Origin of the sequence: Cryobacterium sp. TMT2-42-4, assembly GCF_004402645.1 — a bacterium.
In the GTDB taxonomy this organism is placed as follows: Bacteria; Actinomycetota; Actinomycetes; order Actinomycetales; family Microbacteriaceae; genus Cryobacterium; species Cryobacterium sandaracinum.
In genome coordinates, this window is sequence record NZ_SOFT01000027.1 from 50,197 (window position 1) to 67,316 (window position 17,120).

The 17,120-nt window shown below is 69.3% G+C and carries 12 protein-coding genes; 3 read left to right on the plus strand and 9 right to left on the minus strand.

Annotated elements, in window-relative coordinates:
- Positions 1–51: 51 nt before the first annotated feature.
- The 3 genes from E3O18_RS09490 to E3O18_RS09500 all read right to left on the minus strand — a co-directional run bounded on the left by E3O18_RS09490 (position 52) and on the right by E3O18_RS09500 (position 6,614).
- Complete coding sequence (locus E3O18_RS09490) at positions 52–3,141, minus strand: S8 family serine peptidase (protein WP_241978163.1); 3,090 nt, start codon at positions 3,139–3,141, stop codon at positions 52–54.
- Positions 3,142–3,289: 148 nt separating this feature from the next.
- Entirely contained in the window at positions 3,290–5,251 is a 1,962-nt protein-coding gene (locus tag E3O18_RS09495; RefSeq protein ID WP_134417988.1) for a heavy metal translocating P-type ATPase, read from the minus strand.
- A gap of 148 nt (positions 5,252–5,399) precedes the next feature.
- Complete coding sequence (locus tag E3O18_RS09500; RefSeq protein ID WP_134395080.1) at positions 5,400–6,614, minus strand: NADP-dependent isocitrate dehydrogenase; 1,215 nt, start codon at positions 6,612–6,614, stop codon at positions 5,400–5,402.
- Positions 6,615–6,789: 175 nt separating this feature from the next.
- Between E3O18_RS09500 and E3O18_RS09505 the strand changes: the two genes are divergently transcribed.
- The 3 genes from E3O18_RS09505 (at position 6,790) to E3O18_RS09515 (ending at position 8,084) form a co-directional block, all read left to right on the plus strand.
- Positions 6,790–7,242, plus strand: coding sequence for a GNAT family N-acetyltransferase (locus E3O18_RS09505; protein WP_134395081.1), 453 nt, complete (start codon positions 6,790–6,792; stop codon positions 7,240–7,242).
- A 10-nt stretch (positions 7,243–7,252) separates the two neighbouring features.
- Positions 7,253–7,573, plus strand: coding sequence for an MGMT family protein (locus E3O18_RS09510; RefSeq protein WP_134395082.1), 321 nt, complete (start codon positions 7,253–7,255; stop codon positions 7,571–7,573).
- Between the two features lie 64 nt (positions 7,574–7,637).
- Positions 7,638–8,084 (plus strand): cytoplasmic protein, encoded by a 447-nt coding sequence (locus E3O18_RS09515; RefSeq protein WP_241973361.1) that lies wholly within the window; start codon positions 7,638–7,640, stop codon positions 8,082–8,084.
- 24 nt (positions 8,085–8,108) lie between these two features.
- Here E3O18_RS09515 and E3O18_RS09520 read toward each other — a convergent pair whose 3' ends face one another.
- The 6 genes from E3O18_RS09520 to purN all read right to left on the minus strand — a co-directional run bounded on the left by E3O18_RS09520 (position 8,109) and on the right by purN (position 17,118).
- Positions 8,109–9,914, minus strand: a complete 1,806-nt coding sequence (locus tag E3O18_RS09520) for an ABC transporter ATP-binding protein (protein WP_134417989.1) — start codon at positions 9,912–9,914, stop codon at positions 8,109–8,111.
- Positions 9,911–11,632 (minus strand): ABC transporter ATP-binding protein, encoded by a 1,722-nt coding sequence (locus E3O18_RS09525; RefSeq protein WP_134395186.1) that lies wholly within the window; start codon positions 11,630–11,632, stop codon positions 9,911–9,913. Before E3O18_RS09525 ends, E3O18_RS09520 begins: the two co-directional genes overlap by 4 nt.
- 723 nt (positions 11,633–12,355) lie before the next feature.
- Entirely contained in the window at positions 12,356–13,441 is a 1,086-nt protein-coding gene (locus E3O18_RS09530; RefSeq protein WP_134417990.1) for a Glu/Leu/Phe/Val dehydrogenase family protein, read from the minus strand.
- Between the two features lie 119 nt (positions 13,442–13,560).
- Positions 13,561–14,757 (minus strand): mechanosensitive ion channel family protein, encoded by a 1,197-nt coding sequence (locus tag E3O18_RS09535; RefSeq protein ID WP_241978164.1) that lies wholly within the window; start codon positions 14,755–14,757, stop codon positions 13,561–13,563.
- A 94-nt stretch (positions 14,758–14,851) separates the two neighbouring features.
- Positions 14,852–16,528, minus strand: a complete 1,677-nt coding sequence (purH, locus tag E3O18_RS09540) for a bifunctional phosphoribosylaminoimidazolecarboxamide formyltransferase/IMP cyclohydrolase (protein WP_134395085.1) — start codon at positions 16,526–16,528, stop codon at positions 14,852–14,854.
- Positions 16,525–17,118, minus strand: coding sequence for a phosphoribosylglycinamide formyltransferase (purN, locus tag E3O18_RS09545; RefSeq protein ID WP_134417992.1), 594 nt, complete (start codon positions 17,116–17,118; stop codon positions 16,525–16,527). The genes purH and purN overlap by 4 nt, the downstream gene beginning before the upstream one ends.
- Between the last annotated feature and the right edge of the window lie 2 nt (positions 17,119–17,120).

Below are 17,120 nucleotides of genomic sequence, written 5' to 3' on the forward strand. Positions count from 1 at the left end.
GACGCCGGACGCGGCGGGCGAGTCCGCCCTCGCCGACGAACCTGGCGGCCGCTAGTTCTCCACCGCCACGACCGTCGAGAAGCCAGTGTCGCCGTAGCGCACCAGCCCGAGGTAATCCGTGCCCGCGGCCAGACCACTCCACGAGGCCGTGTAGGTCGCTTCAACGCCCTGCACTCCCGGGAGAGGGTTCGGGGCAACGGTGAACGCTCCGGCGCCGGCACCCGGAGCGACCGTGAAGGTGGTCAGGTCGTACCGGTCGGTGCCACTGAAGACCGACGCGACAACCTGGTAGTACCCGGCCGTCGGGTTCAGCAGATCGACGTGTTCGTCCGTCGCCGCCGTGGCCGACTGCCAGCCTTCGATCGGCGTGCCGCCCTTGCCGCTCAATCGGTTGACCACCAGGTCAAGGTCGGCGGCGTCGGTCAGTGAATCAAGGTCGAAGCGCTGCACCACCGTTCCCGCCGGAACCTGCACGGTGAAGACGATCTCCGTTCCGGGGAGCCCCGTTCCGGTGTAGGCCTTGCCCGGGCCGCCCTTCTTCTCCTTGAGCAGCACGCCGGCCGCGAGGCCGTCGGTCGCCAGGGGGATGTCGGCGGTCGTGCCGGGCGTCACGCGGATGCCGACGGAGCCGGCCAGACCGGTTCCGTCGGCGGCGATCGGCGACTCGAGGGTGACGGGCTTGACCGCCACCGGGCTGTGCACGACGGTCGCGCCACTGGTCCAGCTGAGCGAGCCGGTCGCGAACGTGTCGACGGGCGCATCCGTTCGGGAGAACGTCGCCCTGTAGGACTGAGTCTCCCCTGCCGCGCCGAAGGTCAGCGTGGACGGCTCGATCGTCACGTCGATGCCGGCGAGTCCGGACACCGAGGCGTCGAAAGTGCCTGCCTGGGTCGACGTCACCGTGCGGGTGATCGTCTCCGGCCGGGTGAGCGAACCGATGCCGATCGAGGCCAGGTTGAGGTTCGACGGGTCGACCGCGGTGACGGCGTCCAGGCCGCCCCCGGTGTAGCCGGCGCCCTTGATATAGGACATCCAGTCGCTCTCCCCGTTCAGGTAGACGAGCCCCGGCGTGAAGAACTTCGTCGGGTCGACGTGGCCGGCGCCCTGCAGGAACGGGTCGGTCACGGCAGCGCCGGAGCCGGCGACCGTGTCGTAGGCGGTGGTCATGAAGGCCGATTTCACCTCGGCCGGGCTCGCGCTCGGCGTCTGGCCCAGGTAGAGGGCAGCAAGGCCCGCCACGTGCGGCGACGACATCGACGTTCCGGACAGGAACTGGTACGTGCCTGCCGCACCCGCGGCGTTGGCACCGCCGGCGAGAATCGCGACCCCGGGCGCCGAGACGTCCGGCTTGATGATGTCACTGCCGTCGGCAAGTACCGGTCCGCGCGAGGAGAACCCGGCGACCTGCGGGGCGGGCGGAGTGGTCCCGAGCGCGTTGCCCGGCGTGAGGGTCACGGTCGCCCCGGCGGTGCCTGCGTAGGCGAAGGCCGTCACGAACGCTTCGGCGTTGAGGTGCACCGTCGGCACCGCGTGCTGGTCGAGGTCGAGCGAGCTGGCCGTCTTGTTCACCAGCACCATGCCGATACCCCCGGCACGCTTCACCTCGACGGACTTGGCGACCCGGTCATAGACGCCGCGCTGACAGAACACGACCGTGCCGGTCACCTTGGCCGGGTCGAGCGAGTTCGGCCCGCAGAGCAAGGGGTCTGTTCCGCGCCGGGCGGCGACGAGGTCACCGCGCACCAGCGCACCGGTCACGCCGACGGCGGGGACCGTGATCGAGCCGCCGCCATAGCCCAGGCCGCTGCCGAGGGTGGCGGTGGCCTCGTAGCTCGGAATGGTGCTGGCCGCCACGGTGGTGATCCACGGCGACGCGTTATCGAGCGTGGAGGCGTCGGGACCGGCGTTACCGGCCGACGCCGCCACGAAGATGCCGGCGGATGCCGCGCCCAGGAAGGCGACGTCGGTGGCGGAAACCGTGGTCTGGGCCGCACCGCCGCCGATCGAGAAGTTGATCACGTCGACACCGTCGGCCGTGGCCTGGTCGATCGCCGAGAGGAGGTCGCTGGTGGCGCATCCGTCGTCGTCCTGGCTGACCGGGTCGGGGCCGGACCAGCAGACTTTGTACGCGGCGATCTTCGCCCCGGGCGCAACGCCCGAGATGGTGCCGAAGTCGATGCCACCGACCGACGCGGCGACGGCGTGGTTGCCGGCTGCGGTGCCGCCGGTGTGTGAGCCGTGGCCGTCGCCGTCGCGCGGCGAAAGGTACTCGCCGACGCCTTCGGCGCCGATCCTGGAGGCGCCGAACCCGTCGACGTAGTACCGGGCACCGACGATTTTGGTGCTGCAGTCGTCCGCGGTGAACTGCACACCCACGATGCAGGCGCCGGTGAAGGTGCCGCCGTCGGACTTGCCGAAGCGGATGCCGCCGTCGGCCGTGCGAAACGGAGCGTCGCCGGAGTCGGTGCCGAGGGGGTCGCCGGCGAAGGAGCCGTTCTCCGGGGCGATGCCGGTGTCGATGATACCGACGACGACGCCGGCGCCGGCCGCGTCAACGCCGCCGACCGCGTCCCAGACGCCGCCGGCGCCGGCGGCATCACCGAGCCCGAGGAAGTCGGTCGAGGACTGCGCCGTGACCCGGCGGATCGCGTCCCTTTCGATGGCGAGAACCTCTCGGTTCGCGGAGAGCGCGGCGGCCTGGGCCGCGGTGAGGTCGGCGGCGAATCCGTTGAGTGCGGTCGTGTAGGAGACGCTGACGCTCACCCCGGCGGCCGCGGCGACCTTTCTCTGCTCGGCCGCGAGGTGCGCGGCGTAGGCGGTCGCGTTCTTCGATCTCGCGTCGAGCTGCCGGCCCGGGGCCGGCTTGGTGGCGTCGAAACCGGCGACGCCGCCGGAGTAGGCGGCGACCGCGCTGGCGGCCAGCGTGACGACGTAGCGGCCGGCCTCGAACGCGGTGGCCGGCTTTTCGATGGCCGCCAGCGGAGCCTGCTGCGGTGCGGCGCCGGCTGCGACGGTGCCGCCGACGAGGGCCGCGGTAGCCACCAGCCCGACGGTCAGGGCCACCGCGGTGGCCCGGCGCAGTGCGCGCGGCGGCCGGGGGTCGAGGTCCCAGGGTGAGAAATGCCGATTTCGTGAGTTCACGTGCATCATCCAATCCGTTCAACGACGAAAGGTTGACCCCCAACGGAGGGACATGAACTTGAAGCTAGCTGAATTCGACCTCAGACTGTGCAACTTGCACGCGTTGACACCTGAACTGGGGGCATCCAGCACAATAGGGCGACGCGACTCAGCGACTCAGTGCGCCGGCCGCAGCCGGCTCGCGAGCGGCGATCTGGGCCTGCACCGAGGCGTCCCGGCGGCCGCCGATCGCCCGCAACGCGTTCAGGATCGTGGCCAGGTCGACGAATTCCTGCAACAGCGCCCCCGCGGTGGCGGGAATGAAGCCGAACGCGGCCAGGACCATCAGGCCGAGGCTCAGAGCGATGCCGAGCCAGATGCTCTGCAGCGCGATCCGGATGGTGTCCTGGCCGATCGCGACCGCGCGGGCGGCGCGGGTCAGGTCGTCGATCAGGATGACGACGTCGGCCGATTCGCTCGCGGCCGTGGCTCCGCGGGCTCCCATGGCGATACCGACGTCGGCGACGGCCAGCACGGGCGCGTCGTTAACTCCGTCGCCGACCATGATCACCGGGCGGTGGGCAAGGCCACGCACGGCGTTGACCTTGTCGGCGGGCAGGCAGTCCGCCTGCACCTGCCCGATCCCCACCAGCGCCGCGATGTGCTCGGCGGTGGGCCGGGCGTCGCCGGTGAGCATCACGGTATCCCGCAGGCCGAGGGCCCGCAGATCCGCCAGAGTCTGCGGTGCGTTCTCCCGCAGCGTGTCACTGGCGACGATGCTGCCGGCGAAACGACCGTCGACGGCGATGTAGATGGCCAGTTCGCCGCCCTCGAGCGGGGCGGCCACGGCATCCGTCGCCCGTTCCCGGATGAACGACAGCTTGCCCACGGTGACCTCGCGGGCGCCCAGCCGGGCCACGACGCCGTGCGCGGGAACCTCGTTCGCGGTCTCCGACCCGATCAGCTCCAGCCCGCGGGTCCGGGCCGCCGCGATCACGGATGCCGCGAGCACGTGCGACGAGTACTGCTCCGCCGACGCGGCGAGTGCGAGCAACTCGTCCTCGTCGAAGCCGGGCTCGGGAAGCACGCGGGCGATGGTGGGGCTGCCGTGGGTGAGCGTGCCGGTCTTGTCGAAGACCACGGTTTTGGCCCGGGAGAGCATTTCGAGCACCCCACCGCCCTTGACGATGATGCCGTTGCGGGCGGCCCGGCTCATGCCGCCCATGAAGGCGACCGGTGCGGAGATCAGGAGAGGGCAGGGGGTCGCCACCACCAGCACCTCGGCAAACCGGGCCGGGTCGCCGCTGACGATCCAGGCCAGGGCGGCGATCGAGAGCGAGACCGCAGTGAACGGCACGGCGTAGCGGTCCGCCAGGCGCACCACGGGGGCCTTGCTGGCCGATGCCTCCTCGACCAGCGCGATGATCTGCTGGTACTGGCTGTCCGCGGCGGTCGCGGTGGCTCGGATGGTGGCGGCAGCCTGGCCGTTGATCGACCCGCTGAGCACGGCGTCGCCGGCTTCGCGCTCGACCGGGAGGCTCTCCCCGGTGAGCGAGGACTCGTCGAAGGCTGCGCTGACGGAGACCAGAGCGCCGTCGACCGGCACGATCTCGGCGGGGCGAACGAGGAGCAGGTCGCCCGGCCGCACATCGGTGGCCGGCACGTCCTCGACCTCGCCGTTTCCGGTGTCGGTATCGGTATCGGTATCGGTATCGGTATCGGTATCGGTATGGGTATCGGTGCCGGTACCGGCAACGAGCCGGTGCGCGATCTGCGGGGCCCGCCGGAGCAGGGCGTCGAGCTCGCGCTTGGCCCGGTTCACGGCGAAGTCTTCGAGGGCCGCGCCTCCGGTGAGCATCAGCACGATGATCAGGGTGGCCACGTATTCGCCCACCAGCACCGTGGAGACAATGGCCGTGATCGCGAGCACGTCGATACCGAGGGTGCCGCGCAGCAGCCGGCGTACCATGCCGATCGTTTCGTAACCGGCGACCAGCAGGCCGAATCCGCTGAACAGCCAGCGCACGGCATCCGTCTGACCGCCCAGGGCGAGCACCGCGCCGATGAGCCCGAGCAGCACGGTCGTGGCGACGAGCGGGTAACGACGAGCGGCGGCGACCAGAGACGACATGGTCATATTCTTGCCTCACTCGCCGGGCTCCGCCAGCAAGGAAAGCCTCCCCTCAAGGGCCGGGATAACCCCGGGAAAACGCCCAAACACGAGCGGCAGCCTCACACCCCCCACCCCCGGGGTAAGACTGCCGCCCTGGCGCTGCGAGTCAGGCCATGCGGGCCTGGAGGTTTTCCGCGATGGCCGCGAGGAACTCCTCGGTCGTCTGGAAGGGCTGCTCCGGGCCCACGAGAAGCGCGAGGTCCTTGGTCATCTTGCCGCTCTCGACGGTCTTGATGACCACGTCTTCGAGCGTGTTGGCGAACTCGGCGAGCGCCGGGTTGCCGTCAAGCTTGGCGCGGTGCGCGAGGCCGCGGGTCCAGGCATAGATCGAGGCGATCGGGTTGGTCGAGGTGGCCTTACCCTGCTGGTGCTGGCGGTAGTGGCGCGTCACGGTGCCGTGCGCGGCCTCCGCCTCGACGACCTTGCCGTCCGGCGTGGAGAGCACGCTGGTCATCAGGCCGAGCGAGCCGAAGCCCTGCGCGACGGTGTCCGACTGCACGTCACCGTCGTAGTTCTTGCAGGCCCAGACGTAACCGCCCTCCCACTTCATGGCAGAGGCGACCATGTCGTCGATCAGGCGGTGCTCGTAGCTGAGGCCGGCCGCGTCGTAGCGGGCCTTGAACTCGGCGTCGAAGATCTCCTGGAAGATGTCCTTGAAGCGGCCGTCATACGCCTTGAGGATCGTGTTCTTCGTCGACAGGTAGACCGGGTACTTGCGCTCGAGGCCGTAGTTCAACGACGCGCGGGCGAAGTCGCGGATGGAGTCGTCGAGGTTGTACATCCCCATCGCCACGCCGCTGCCGGGGGCCTGGAATACCTCGAACTCTTGCGGGGCCGAGCCGTCCTTCGGGGTGAAGGTCATGCTGAGCGTGCCCTCGCCCTCGAAGCGGAAGTTGGTGGCCTTGTACTGGTCGCCGAACGCGTGGCGGCCGATGATGATCGGCTTATTCCAGCCCGGCACGAGGCGCGGGATGTTCGAGATGATGATGGGTTCGCGGAAGATGGTGCCGCCGAGGATGTTGCGGATGGTGCCGTTGGGCGACGCCCACATCTTCTTCAGGCCGAATTCCTCGACGCGCGCCTCGTCGGGCGTGATGGTCGCGCACTTGACGCCGACGCCGTGCTTCTGGATGGCGCGGGCCGAGTCGATCGTGATCTGGTCGTCGGTCTCGTCGCGCTTCTGGATCGACAGGTCGTAATACTCGAGGTCGATGTCGAGGTACGGGTGGATCAAGGTCTCCTTGATCGCGTGCCAGATGATGCGGGTCATCTCGTCCCCGTCGAGCTCGACGACAGTGCCTTCAACCTTGATCTTCGCCAATGGAAATCTCCTCAGAATATCGGGGGGCAAGAATAGCCACATCGATTCTAGTGGGGCGACGTAACTATCTTGACATCGAGACAGTTTCCGGATCTTCCGGATGGGGCGGCTCACACGCCCTGTCGTCCGAAAACCCGACTACCCGACTGGCTCCGGTGCACGTTAGCCTGTTCGCATGGGTGAACTACGACTGGAAGAACTGTCCGCGCGCAACATCGTCGCGGCGAATAGCCTGAGCCTGAAACCGGGCCAGGAGCAGTTCATCGCCCCCGTCTCTTACGCGGTCGCGGCGTCCGTCATCAACCCTGCTACCGCCTGGCAGCGCGTCGTTCTGCTGGACGGCGAGGTTGCCGGCTTCATCCACGGAAACTTCGACCCCGACTCACCGCACGAAGAATTCCGTGCCTGCATCTGGCGCATCAACGTGGACGCGGAGGCCCAGGGCAAGGGTGTCGGCAAGTTCGCCGCAGACGCACTCGCCGCCGAGGCCCGCAAGCGCGGCTTCGACCACATCACCGTGATCTGGGAACCCGGCGAAGAGGGGCCGGAGTCATTCTTCCACCGCCTCGGCTTCAGCGACATCGGGCAAACCGTCTACGGCGAGACCATCGGCGCATTGCAGCTCTGACCCGCAGCCGATGACGGATGCCGGCACCCGGGAACCTGCTTTCGTCACGCACGTTCTCGGAATCGTGGAGTCGATCCCGGCCGGTCGCGTGATGACCTACGGCGACGTCGCGGCCGTGCTCGGCTCCCGTGGAGCCCGCCTGGTCGGGCAGATCATGGCGCGCCACGGCGCCGCCCTGCCCTGGTGGCGTGTGATCCGGGCCGGCGGATACCCGCCGATCGGGCACGAGGAGCGCGCGCTCCCCCATTACACCGCGGAGGGCACCCCGTTGAAGCCCGGGGTAGACGGCTACCGCATCGATTACGCGGAGGCGCGCTGGAGCCCCGCGTAGCGATCGCCGCCCGGGGTTGCCCGCAATGCTTGGTTCGAGGCTGCGCCGGATGTTACCGTTTTTCATGGACAGCGAAAGCACAGCCGCACACACCGCACTCGATCCCGTCGTCACCGACCCAGGCGCCTACCGAGTACTGCTGGAGAATGACCGCGTTCGCGTGCTCGAGTTCCTCGACGCTCCCGGCGATGAGACCAATCCCCACGAGCATCCCGATAGCGTCATGATCACGCTCAGCGCCTATGCCCGGCGCCTGTCGTCGGAGGGCCGCGAAATCGACGTCGAGCTGCCCGCCGGCGAGACCCGCTGGCTGCCGGCCCAGGCGCACGCCGGCGTGAACATCGGCCGCACGCCGACACACGCGATCTTCGTCGAGCTCAAGGAATCGTCCGCGATCCCGCGGGATCCCAGCTACCACCCGCTCGGACCGGTCGCCTCCAACCGCCCCCTGACGGGCACGCCGCTCTCCGACGACTCGAGCGACGAGGAGAAGGCCTGGGGGTTCGCCTAACCGCTCGCGCCGTCGCGTCGCCGATCAGACGAGCGAGTCGCGCCAGGCGGCGTGCAGCCGCGCGAACCGGCCGGTACCGGCGATCAGCTGGCCGGGCGTGCCGTCTTCGACGATGCATCCGTGCTCCATCACGAGCACCCGGTCGGCGATCGCCACGGTCGACAGGCGATGCGCGATGATCACGGCGGTGCGTCCCCCGAGCAGTGTCTGCAGCGCCTGCTGCACGAGGCGTTCACTCGGGATGTCCAGACTCGAGGTGGCCTCGTCGAGGATGAGCACCGCCGGGTCGGCCAGGAACGCCCGAGCGAACGAGATCAGCTGCCGCTGCCCGGCGGAGACACGCCCGCCGCGCTTGTTCACGTCGGTGTCGTACCCGTTCGGCAGACCCTCGATGAAGTCGTGCGCACCGACAGCGCGAGCCGCGGCCACGATCTCGGCGGGCGTCGCATCCGGTTTGCCGATCGAGATGTTGTCGGCGACCGAACCGCTGAACAGGTAGGCCTCCTGGGTGACCATGACGATCGCTCGGCGCAGGTCCTTGGGGTGCAGGTCGCGCAGGTCGACGCCGTCGAGGGTCACCCGGCCCTCCGACGGGTCGTAGAAACGCGCCATCAGCTTGGCCAGGGTGGACTTGCCTGCCCCGGTCGACCCCACCAGGGCGATGGTCTGCCCGGCCGGGATCGTCAGGTCGAACTGCGGCAGGATGACCCGGTCGCTCTGGTATTCGAATTGCACATTCTTGAACGAGACCGCACCCTGTGCCGCCCAGAGGTCGACCGGCGTCACCGGGTCCGGCACTCCGGGATGCTCCTCGAGCACCCCGGAGATCTTCTCCAGCGCCGCGGCGGCCGACTGGTAGGAGCTGTAGAACATCGCCATCTCCTCCATCGGGTCGAAGAACCGGCGGGTGTAGAGCAGGGCCGCGAGCAGCGCGCCGATGGCAAGCTGGCCGTCGACGACGCGGAACCCGCCGACCAGGAGAACGACCGCGACGGCCACGTTCCCGATCAACACGAGACCCGGATCGAAGATGCCGAACAGCTGGATGACCCGCTCATTCACCGTGCGGTAGTCCTCGACCAGTTCGCCGAACACCTTCTCGTTGCGTTTCTCCGCCCGGAAGGCTTTGACCGCACGGATGCCGGTCATGGTCTCCACGAACTGCACGATCAGGCTCGCCGACGCCGTTCTCGACCGGCGGAAGAGCGTTTGCGAGCGCACCTGGAACCAGCGGGTGAGCAGCGCCAACGGCACGATCGACGCGAGCAGGACGAGCCCGCTCGTCCCGTCGAGCAGGAACAGGGCGATCGCGGTGAACACCATGTACAGCAGCCCCTGCACGAGCTGGTTGATGCCCGAGTCCAGCAGTTCCCGGATGGCGTCGAGGTCGCTGGTCTGCCGGGAGATGATGCGCCCCGAGGTGTACGACTCGTGGAATTCGAGACTCAGCCGCTGCGTGTGCAGGAAGACCCTCTTGCGCAGGTCGATCAGCACGGCCTGGCTGATCCGCGCCGACATGATCGTGTACCAGGCGATCAGGATGGCCCCGACCACGCCCGTGGCGAGGTAGACCACCCCCGTGGCGGCCAGCGGCACCCAGTCCTGCTCCATCAGCGCGGGCAGACCGCGGTCGATCCCGAACGCGATCAGGGCCGGGCCGGCCACCTGCGCGGCCGTGGACACGACCACGATCAGCATTGCCGCGAGGACCGAAAAGCGCACCGGGTTTAGCAGCGACCCGAGCAGGCGCAGCGACCGGCCCCGGATCTGCTTGCTCTCCGCCGCGGTGAAGTTGCTGCGGTCTTCGCCCTCGACACCGGTGACGCTCATCGCGTCGCCTCCTCTCGTGCGGACTCTCGTCGTTCCTCGTCTTCCAGGCTCGAGATGACGAACTTGTAGTGTTCGCTCTCGCGGAGTAGATCGGAGTGCCGTCCGATCGCGGTGACACGCCCGTTCTGGAGCAGCGCCACCCGGTCGGCGAGCATCACGGTGGACGGCCGGTGCGCCACGATCAGCGCCGTGGTCGCGGAGAGCACCTCGCGCAGCGCGGCTTCGACAAGGGACTCGGTGTTCACGTCGAGCGCTGACAACGGGTCGTCGAGCACGAGCACGGCGGGTTTCGCCGCCACCGCCCGCGCGAGCGCGATCCGCTGCCGCTGGCCGCCGGAGAGGCTCATCCCTTCCTCTCCGACGAGCGTGTCCACGCCCTCCGGGAGGTCGTGGGCGAAGCCGGCCTGGGCGACCATGAGCGCCTCCTCGAGTGCGGCATCCGCTTCGGGCGAGCGCTCGGCCCACTCCGGGCGGCCGAGCAGCACGTTGTCGCGCACGGATGCCGAGAACAGCGTCGCATCCTCGAACGCCATCGACAGGTGGCGACGCAGTTCCTCGCGGCCGAGGGACCGCACGTCAACCCCGTCGAGGGTCACCGCCCCCTCCGTCACGTCGTAGAGGCGGGTGGTGAGCGCCGTCAGGGTGGACTTGCCGGAGCCGGTCAGACCGACGAGCGCCATGGTCTCCCCCGGTTCGAGCACCAGGTCCACGCCGTCGAGCAGGTCCGGGAAGCGGCTCGGCGAGTCGGGGTAGCGGAAGTGCACGTTCTCGAACGCGAGGCGTCCGCGGGGCCGGTCGACGGTGACGGGATGCTCGGGGTCCGTGATCGCGTTCGGCGCGTCGAGCACGTCGAAGAACCGGTCGGTCGCGGTGCGGGCATCGAAGGTCATCGACAGCAGGAACCCGACCGACTCGATCGGCCAGCGCAGCACGGTGGCCGTGGCGAAGAAGGCCACGAGCCCACCCACGCTGAACTCGCCCTGGCCGGCCAGCCAGACACCGGCGACGAGGCAGAGGGCGAAGGCCACATCCGGGATCATCAGCAGCCACAGCCAGATGCCGGCGATGGCGCGCGCCTTCTCGATCTCGGTGCCGCGCAGGCTCTCGGCCTGGTCGGAGAAATTCTTCAACGCGAACTTGCCGCGCCCGAAGGCCTTCAGCACCCGAATGCCGTGCACCGACTCCTCGACGGCCGTCGCGAGGTCGCCGGCCTGGTCCTGGCTGCGCCGCGCAACGACGGAGTATTTCTCCTCGAACAGGTAGCCGACGATCCACAGCGGCATGGAGCAGACGAGGAAGATGAGGCCGAGGATCCAGTTCATCGACACCAGGATGGCGGCGCCGATCACAACGGTGACGACGTTCACGATGAGCAGCACGAGGCCGAACGAGATCCACCGGCGGATGAGGTTGAGGTCGCTGACGGCGCGGGAGAGCAGTTGGCCGCTCGGCCACTTGTCATGGAATGTGACCGGGAGGTCCTGCAGCCGGGCGTAGAGCGCGTTGCGCATCCGCGCCTCGATGTGGGTGCCGGGGCCGAGAACGAACCAGCGGCGCAGTGCGATCAGCACCGCCTCGATCACACCGAGGGCGAGTACCACGATGACGGCCGGCCAGATCTGGGCGGCGTCCTGCTGGGTCAGGGCACCGTCGACGAGGTGCTGCAGCACCTGCGGGATGGCGAGCGCCACGAGCGCCGCCAGTAGGGCGGCGAGCATGCCGAGAGCAAGGCGCGGCAGGGCCGGCCGGGCGAAGGGGTAGAGGCGCAGCAGCACCTGGAGGGTGTTCCTCCGGGGCAGGGCAACAGGATCGGTTCCCGCTGCGGGGTCGGGGTCGGGCGGATGGCTGTGGTCGGTGAGCGTGGTCACGAGTGAGTCCTGAACGAGTCTGGTTCCGGTGAACGGCGGCGCGCGGCGCCGGGAAGCCGACGACAAGCACGTCGGTCGGCGGGGGTGGAAGCCGTAGCTTCCGGGGGCAGCATGGCTGCCGGCCTGCGGGCGGAGCCGGTCGCTGGGTGTCAGCGGCCCGGCGTCAGACCCGAGGCGGGGCGGGAGATCGCGGGAGGCGGCCGGCTAAGCGGCGCGCGGGAACGAGGTGGCTGCGCCAAAGCGCGCGCCGTCGTTCGCAGACGTTGCGATCGTGTACGGTGCTGTCTTGGTCATGTCGGCCTCCTGAGCGCGTGGTATCTAAGCTGTGCCCCCCTGATCAGGCAGCCTTTCAGACTACGGTTCCGGGGCCTCGGGCGCAAGCGCCGAATCTGGGGATTCAGCGCACCCGGACGCCCAGGCAGGTGACGCAGCCCTCGAGCTTCTCGACGTCGGAGATGGGTGGCCCGGATTCGGCGCGCCGGTCATGCGCCGCTCCGCGCGTGGCGTGCCGTGCGCGGAGCGGCGCAGCACGCGCGCAACGCGCGCAAAGCGACCGGGGAGCTGCCCGGGCGGCTACCGCGGGCGGGCGGAGTCCAGCCGCGCGGCAGCGAGGCGCTCGGCGGCGGCGAGCGTTGTGATGCCTTGCTCGCGGGCATCCGTGAAGATCTGCGCGACGACATCGCCGATCGCGGCGACCCGCTCGGCCACGACGGCCCGGTCGGCGTTCGGCTCCGAGGCCAGGGCCAGATAGATGACGCCGCCGGCGTTCACGACGAAGTCGGGTGCCCAGAGGATGCCCCGCGCGTCCAGCTGAGCGGCACCCTCCGGCTGGGCGAGCTGATTGTTGGCGGCCCCGACGACCCCGAGCACGTTCAGTTCACCGATCACCCGGGCGGTGAGCACCCCGCCGAGCCCGCAGGGCACGAACAGGTCGGCCGGCACATGGTGCACCTCGTCGACGGGGACCCAGGTCGCGCCGAGGTCGGCGGCGAACTGCTGCTTGCCGAGGTTGACGTCGCTGACCGTAAGGCGAGCCCCGGCGGCGGCGAGCTCGCCGGCAAGGCGGCCGCCGACCTGGCCGAGGCCGGAGATGACGATGTGCCGGCCGGACACCTCGCGGCTGCCGAACAGGGCGTCCAGAGTGGCAAGCACGCTGGCGTAGACGCCGGCCGCGGTCGCGTCGGCCGGTTCGCCCACGCCGCCGCTGGCGGCCGGGAGACCGCAGACGTGGTCGGTGCGTTCCTTCACGATGGCCATCGACTCGGCGTTCGTGCCGACGTCCTCGGCCGTCATGTACGCGCCGTCCAGACTCTCGATGGCGTCGCCGAGGTCGAGCATGACGTCACGCCGCTCCGCCTCGCTCAACTCGGTGCCGAGCGGCACGTGGATCACAGACTTGCCGCCGCCCAGGTTCAGCCCGGCGGCCGCGTTCTTCAGCGTCATGGCCGCGGACAGGCGCAGCGCGTCGGCGACGGCATCCGTCCAGTTCTCGTACTGCCACAGGCGGGCGCCGCCGAGGGCCTGGCCGAGCCGAGTGGAGTGCACGGCCACGGTGATCACGAGGCCCGAACGGATGCCGGTGGTGATCAACACGCGCTCGTGCGTGAATGCGAGGCCGATCAGGGCGTCCAGCGAGGTGGTGGGGTGAGTGAGCGTCATGGGGTGGTTCTCCTCGCTGGTCGGCCTTGTGGGCTGGCTGTGCCGCCGCGATCGTGACGCGTCGACTGCATCAGAATAGCCGCGCGACTCCCTGACTGCGCGTTGTGGCCGGCGGCGCGTCAACGCTTCTCGGCCGGACCCTCCTGCACGGGGATGGTCGCGGTGAACTCGGCTGCCCGCGCCTTGGCGTTCTCGTCGCCGGAAAACAGCCCGACGGGCGCGGTGACGGGGTGGGCCGGCTGCGCGGCGCGCGCGGGAACCTCCGCACGCGGGGGCTCCCGCCGCAGTTCCATCCGTCCCACCGGCAGTGCCTCGGGGTTGTGCGTGTTGAGCCAGTCGATCAGGTTCTCGCGCACGAGGCAGCGGAGGTCGAACAGGGTGGGAGCGTCGGCGGCGGAGACCAGCACGCGCACACGCACGAAGCCGCCCACGGCATCCGTCACCTGGAGCACGACCACGCGGCCGTCCCAGAGCTCGGTCTGCGCGACGATGCGGTCGAGTTCCACGCGCATGCCGGCTGGGTCGACACGCCAGTCGAGGTCGAACTCGACCGCGCCGAGCAACTCGCTGTTGTGCCGGGTCCAGTTCTGGAACGGGTTGGTGGTGAAGTAGGTCGACGGCAGCACCATGCGGCGGTCGTCCCAGATGTGCACGACCACGTAGGTGAGGGTGATCTCCTCGATCTTGCCCCACTCGGTCTCGACGATCACCACGTCGTCAACCCGCAGGGCGTTGTTGAATGCCAGCTGGATGCCGGCGAACACGTTCGCGAGAGTGGATTGTGCGGCCAGGCCGGCCACGACGCTGAGCAGACCGGCTGAGGCGAACAGGCTCGCGCCCAGGGTCGCGGCGCCGGGGATGCTGAGCAGCACGGCCCCGATCGCGCAGATGACGATCACGACGACGCCGATGCGCCGCAGCATCCGCAGCTGGGTACGCACCCTTCTCGCGACGCGGTTGTCGCGCACGTCGATGCGGTAGCGGGCGGCCGCCACCTCCTCGAAGAAGTAGAGCAGCGCGCAGACCAGCCAGGTGGACGCGGCGATGAAGAGGGCCCGGAAGAAGAAGTCGACCAGTCGTTCGATCTCCGCGGAGGTCTGCAGGAACAGCGTGTGAACGGTCCAGATCGCGCCCACCAGCAGCGTCAACCGGAACGACACCCTGACCAGGCCGACCAGCGTGCGCGCCCAGGCTTCCTTGCGGCCCACCACCCGGAAGACCAGGGCGAGGATCGCTGTGAGCGCCACCGCGGCCACGACCGCGACCGCCAGGGCGACGAGGTAGTCGGTCTGGATGAATCCCTCGAGGTCTGGCACGGCGTTCCTTCCTGCCGGGGCGGGTCCGGCGAAGCCACGGTTCCTTCAATCGTGCCAGATTCCGTGGCCGCACCGGGGCTGCCCCGATGAACGCCTAGTGGAAGAAGTGGCGCTCCCCGGTGAAGTACATGCTGACGCCGGCATCCGCGGCCGCCTGGATGACCTCGGCGTCACGCACGGAGCCGCCGGGCTGCACAACGGCGGTGACGCCCGCGTCGAGCAACACCTGCAGGCCGTCCGCGAACGGGAAGAACGCGTCCGAGGCCGCGACCGAGCCGGCCGCCCGGTCGCCGGCGCGCAGCACCGCGAGGTGGCAGGAGTCGACCCGGTTGACCTGGCCCATTCCGACGCCGACGGATGCCCCGCCGCGCGCCAGCAGGATGGCGTTCGACTTCACGGAGCGGCAGGCCTTCCACGCAAACTCGAGGTCCGCCCGGGTGGCCGCGTCGACCTCGTCGCCGGCCGCGAGGGCCCAGGTCGACGAGTCGAGGTTGTCGAACGTGTCGGACTCCTGTACGAGCAGGCCGCCGGAGATCTGACGCAGTTCGAGCGAGGATCGGTGGTAGTCAACCGGAAGCTCGAGTAGGCGGATGTTCTTCTTGGCGCTGAGCAGCTCGAACGCGGCCGGCTCGAAACCCGGGGCGACGAGCACCTCGGTGAAGATCTGACTGACGGTCTCGGCCATGCCGAGGGTGACCGTGCGGTTGGCCGCGATGACGCCGCCGAACGCGGAGATCGGGTCGCAGTCGTGCGCGCGGTGGTGCGCGGAGGCGATCGCGTCGGGCGCCTTGGGGTTGGCGACGGCGATGCCGCAGGGGTTGGCGTGCTTGATGATGGCGACGGCCGGTGCGACGAAGTCGTAGGCGGCGCGCACGGCGGCATCCGCGTCGACGTAATTGTTGTACGACATCTCCTTGCCGTGGCGCTGCACGGCCTGCGCGATGCCTTGGCCGCCCTCGCCGAGGTAGAGGGCCGCGGCCTGGTGCGAGTTCTCGCCGTAGCGGAGCACCGCACTGCGGGTGGCCTCGATGACGAGGTTCTCGGGGAACGGCATCTCCTCGGAGAGGGCGTCGCCGATCACGGCGTCAAACTCCTCGAGGATCTCCTCGTCGAGGGCCGCGGCGTCGTCCTGCCACTGGTCGTAGACATTCTCCGTGAACCAGGCGGAGACGCTCAGGTCGTAGCCGGCGGTGTGCTCGAAAGCGAGCGAGGCCAGCTTCTGGCGCAGCGTCAGTGGGGTGCCGCCGGCCTCGACGGCTGCGATGATCTCGTCATAGTTGTCGGGGTCCACCACGATGGCGACGTTGGCGTGGTTCTTGGCCGCAGCGCGCACGAGGGCCGGGCCGCCGATGTCGATCTGCTCGATCACGTCGGCCGGGACCGCACCCGACAGGGCGGTCTCGACAAACGGGTACAGGTTCACGACGACGAGCTGGAATGCGGCGATGCCGAGGTCGGCGAGCTGCGCCTCGTGCGCCTCGAGGCGCAGGTCGGCGAGGATACCGGCGTGCACTCCCGGGTGCAGGGTCTTGACCCGGCCGTCGAGGGATTCGGGGAAGCCGGTGATGGCGGAGACATCCGTCACGTTGTGGCCGGCGGCGCGGATGAAGGCGGCCGTCGAACCGGTCGATACGATTTCGACGCCGGTCGCCGCGAGAGCTGCGGCCAAATCGACCAGACCCGTCTTGTCGCTCACCGAGATGAGGGCGCGCTGTACGGGCACGACGTCGCGGTGGCGGTACAGGCTCGGGGCGTTAGTGGGACCGCTCATATGTGGGGATGCTCCTTGAGATCGACGTGTCCGTTGGCGATATCGAGCACGGCCTGCACCAGCAGGCGACGCTCGACGATTTTGATGCGGTCGTGCAGGGATGCCTGGGTGTCACCGTGCAGCACCGGCACCCGTTCCTGCGCGATGATCGCTCCGTCGTCGACGCCGGTGTCGACCACGATCAGACTGGCGCCGCTTTCGGCGACCCCGGCGGCGAGCGCGTCACGCACCCCGTGCGCCCCGGGGAATTCGGGCAGGTAGGCCGGATGCGTGTTGAGCAGGTTCGGGGACAGCGCCGCCACCACCCGGGGCGGCAGCAGGCGCATGAAGCCGCTGAGCACGATGAGGTCGGCGTCCCACTGCTGGATCTGCGCGAGGAGCTCGTCGCCCCAGGCCTCCCGGGACGGATGCGACGTGTACGGCACCGTGAACGTGGAGATGCCGTATTCCTCGCCGAGCACGAGCCCGTCGGCGTCCCGGTCGGAGCCGATGGCCACCACGCGGGCCGGGTATTCGGCGTCGCGGCAGGCCTCGAGCAGGGAGCGAAGGTTGGATCCCCCGCCGGAGATCAGTACGACCAAGTTCAGCACGG

Coding starts and splice junctions, on each gene's coding strand:
- E3O18_RS09530 (WP_134417990.1), bottom strand. CDS start 13,441: ATGACGCTCACTCACCCCACCACCTCGCTGGACGCCCTGATCGGCCTC.
- E3O18_RS09525 (WP_134395186.1), bottom strand. CDS start 11,632: ATGCTCGCCGCCCTACTGGCGGCGCTCGTGGCGCTCGCCATCCCGCAG.
- E3O18_RS09515 (WP_241973361.1), top strand. CDS start 7,638: ATGGACAGCGAAAGCACAGCCGCACACACCGCACTCGATCCCGTCGTC.
- E3O18_RS09505 (WP_134395081.1), top strand. CDS start 6,790: ATGGGTGAACTACGACTGGAAGAACTGTCCGCGCGCAACATCGTCGCG.
- purH (WP_134395085.1), bottom strand. CDS start 16,528: ATGAGCGGTCCCACTAACGCCCCGAGCCTGTACCGCCACCGCGACGTC.
- E3O18_RS09495 (WP_134417988.1), bottom strand. CDS start 5,251: ATGTCGTCTCTGGTCGCCGCCGCTCGTCGTTACCCGCTCGTCGCCACG.
- E3O18_RS09520 (WP_134417989.1), bottom strand. CDS start 9,914: ATGAGCGTCACCGGTGTCGAGGGCGAAGACCGCAGCAACTTCACCGCG.
- E3O18_RS09510 (WP_134395082.1), top strand. CDS start 7,253: ATGACGGATGCCGGCACCCGGGAACCTGCTTTCGTCACGCACGTTCTC.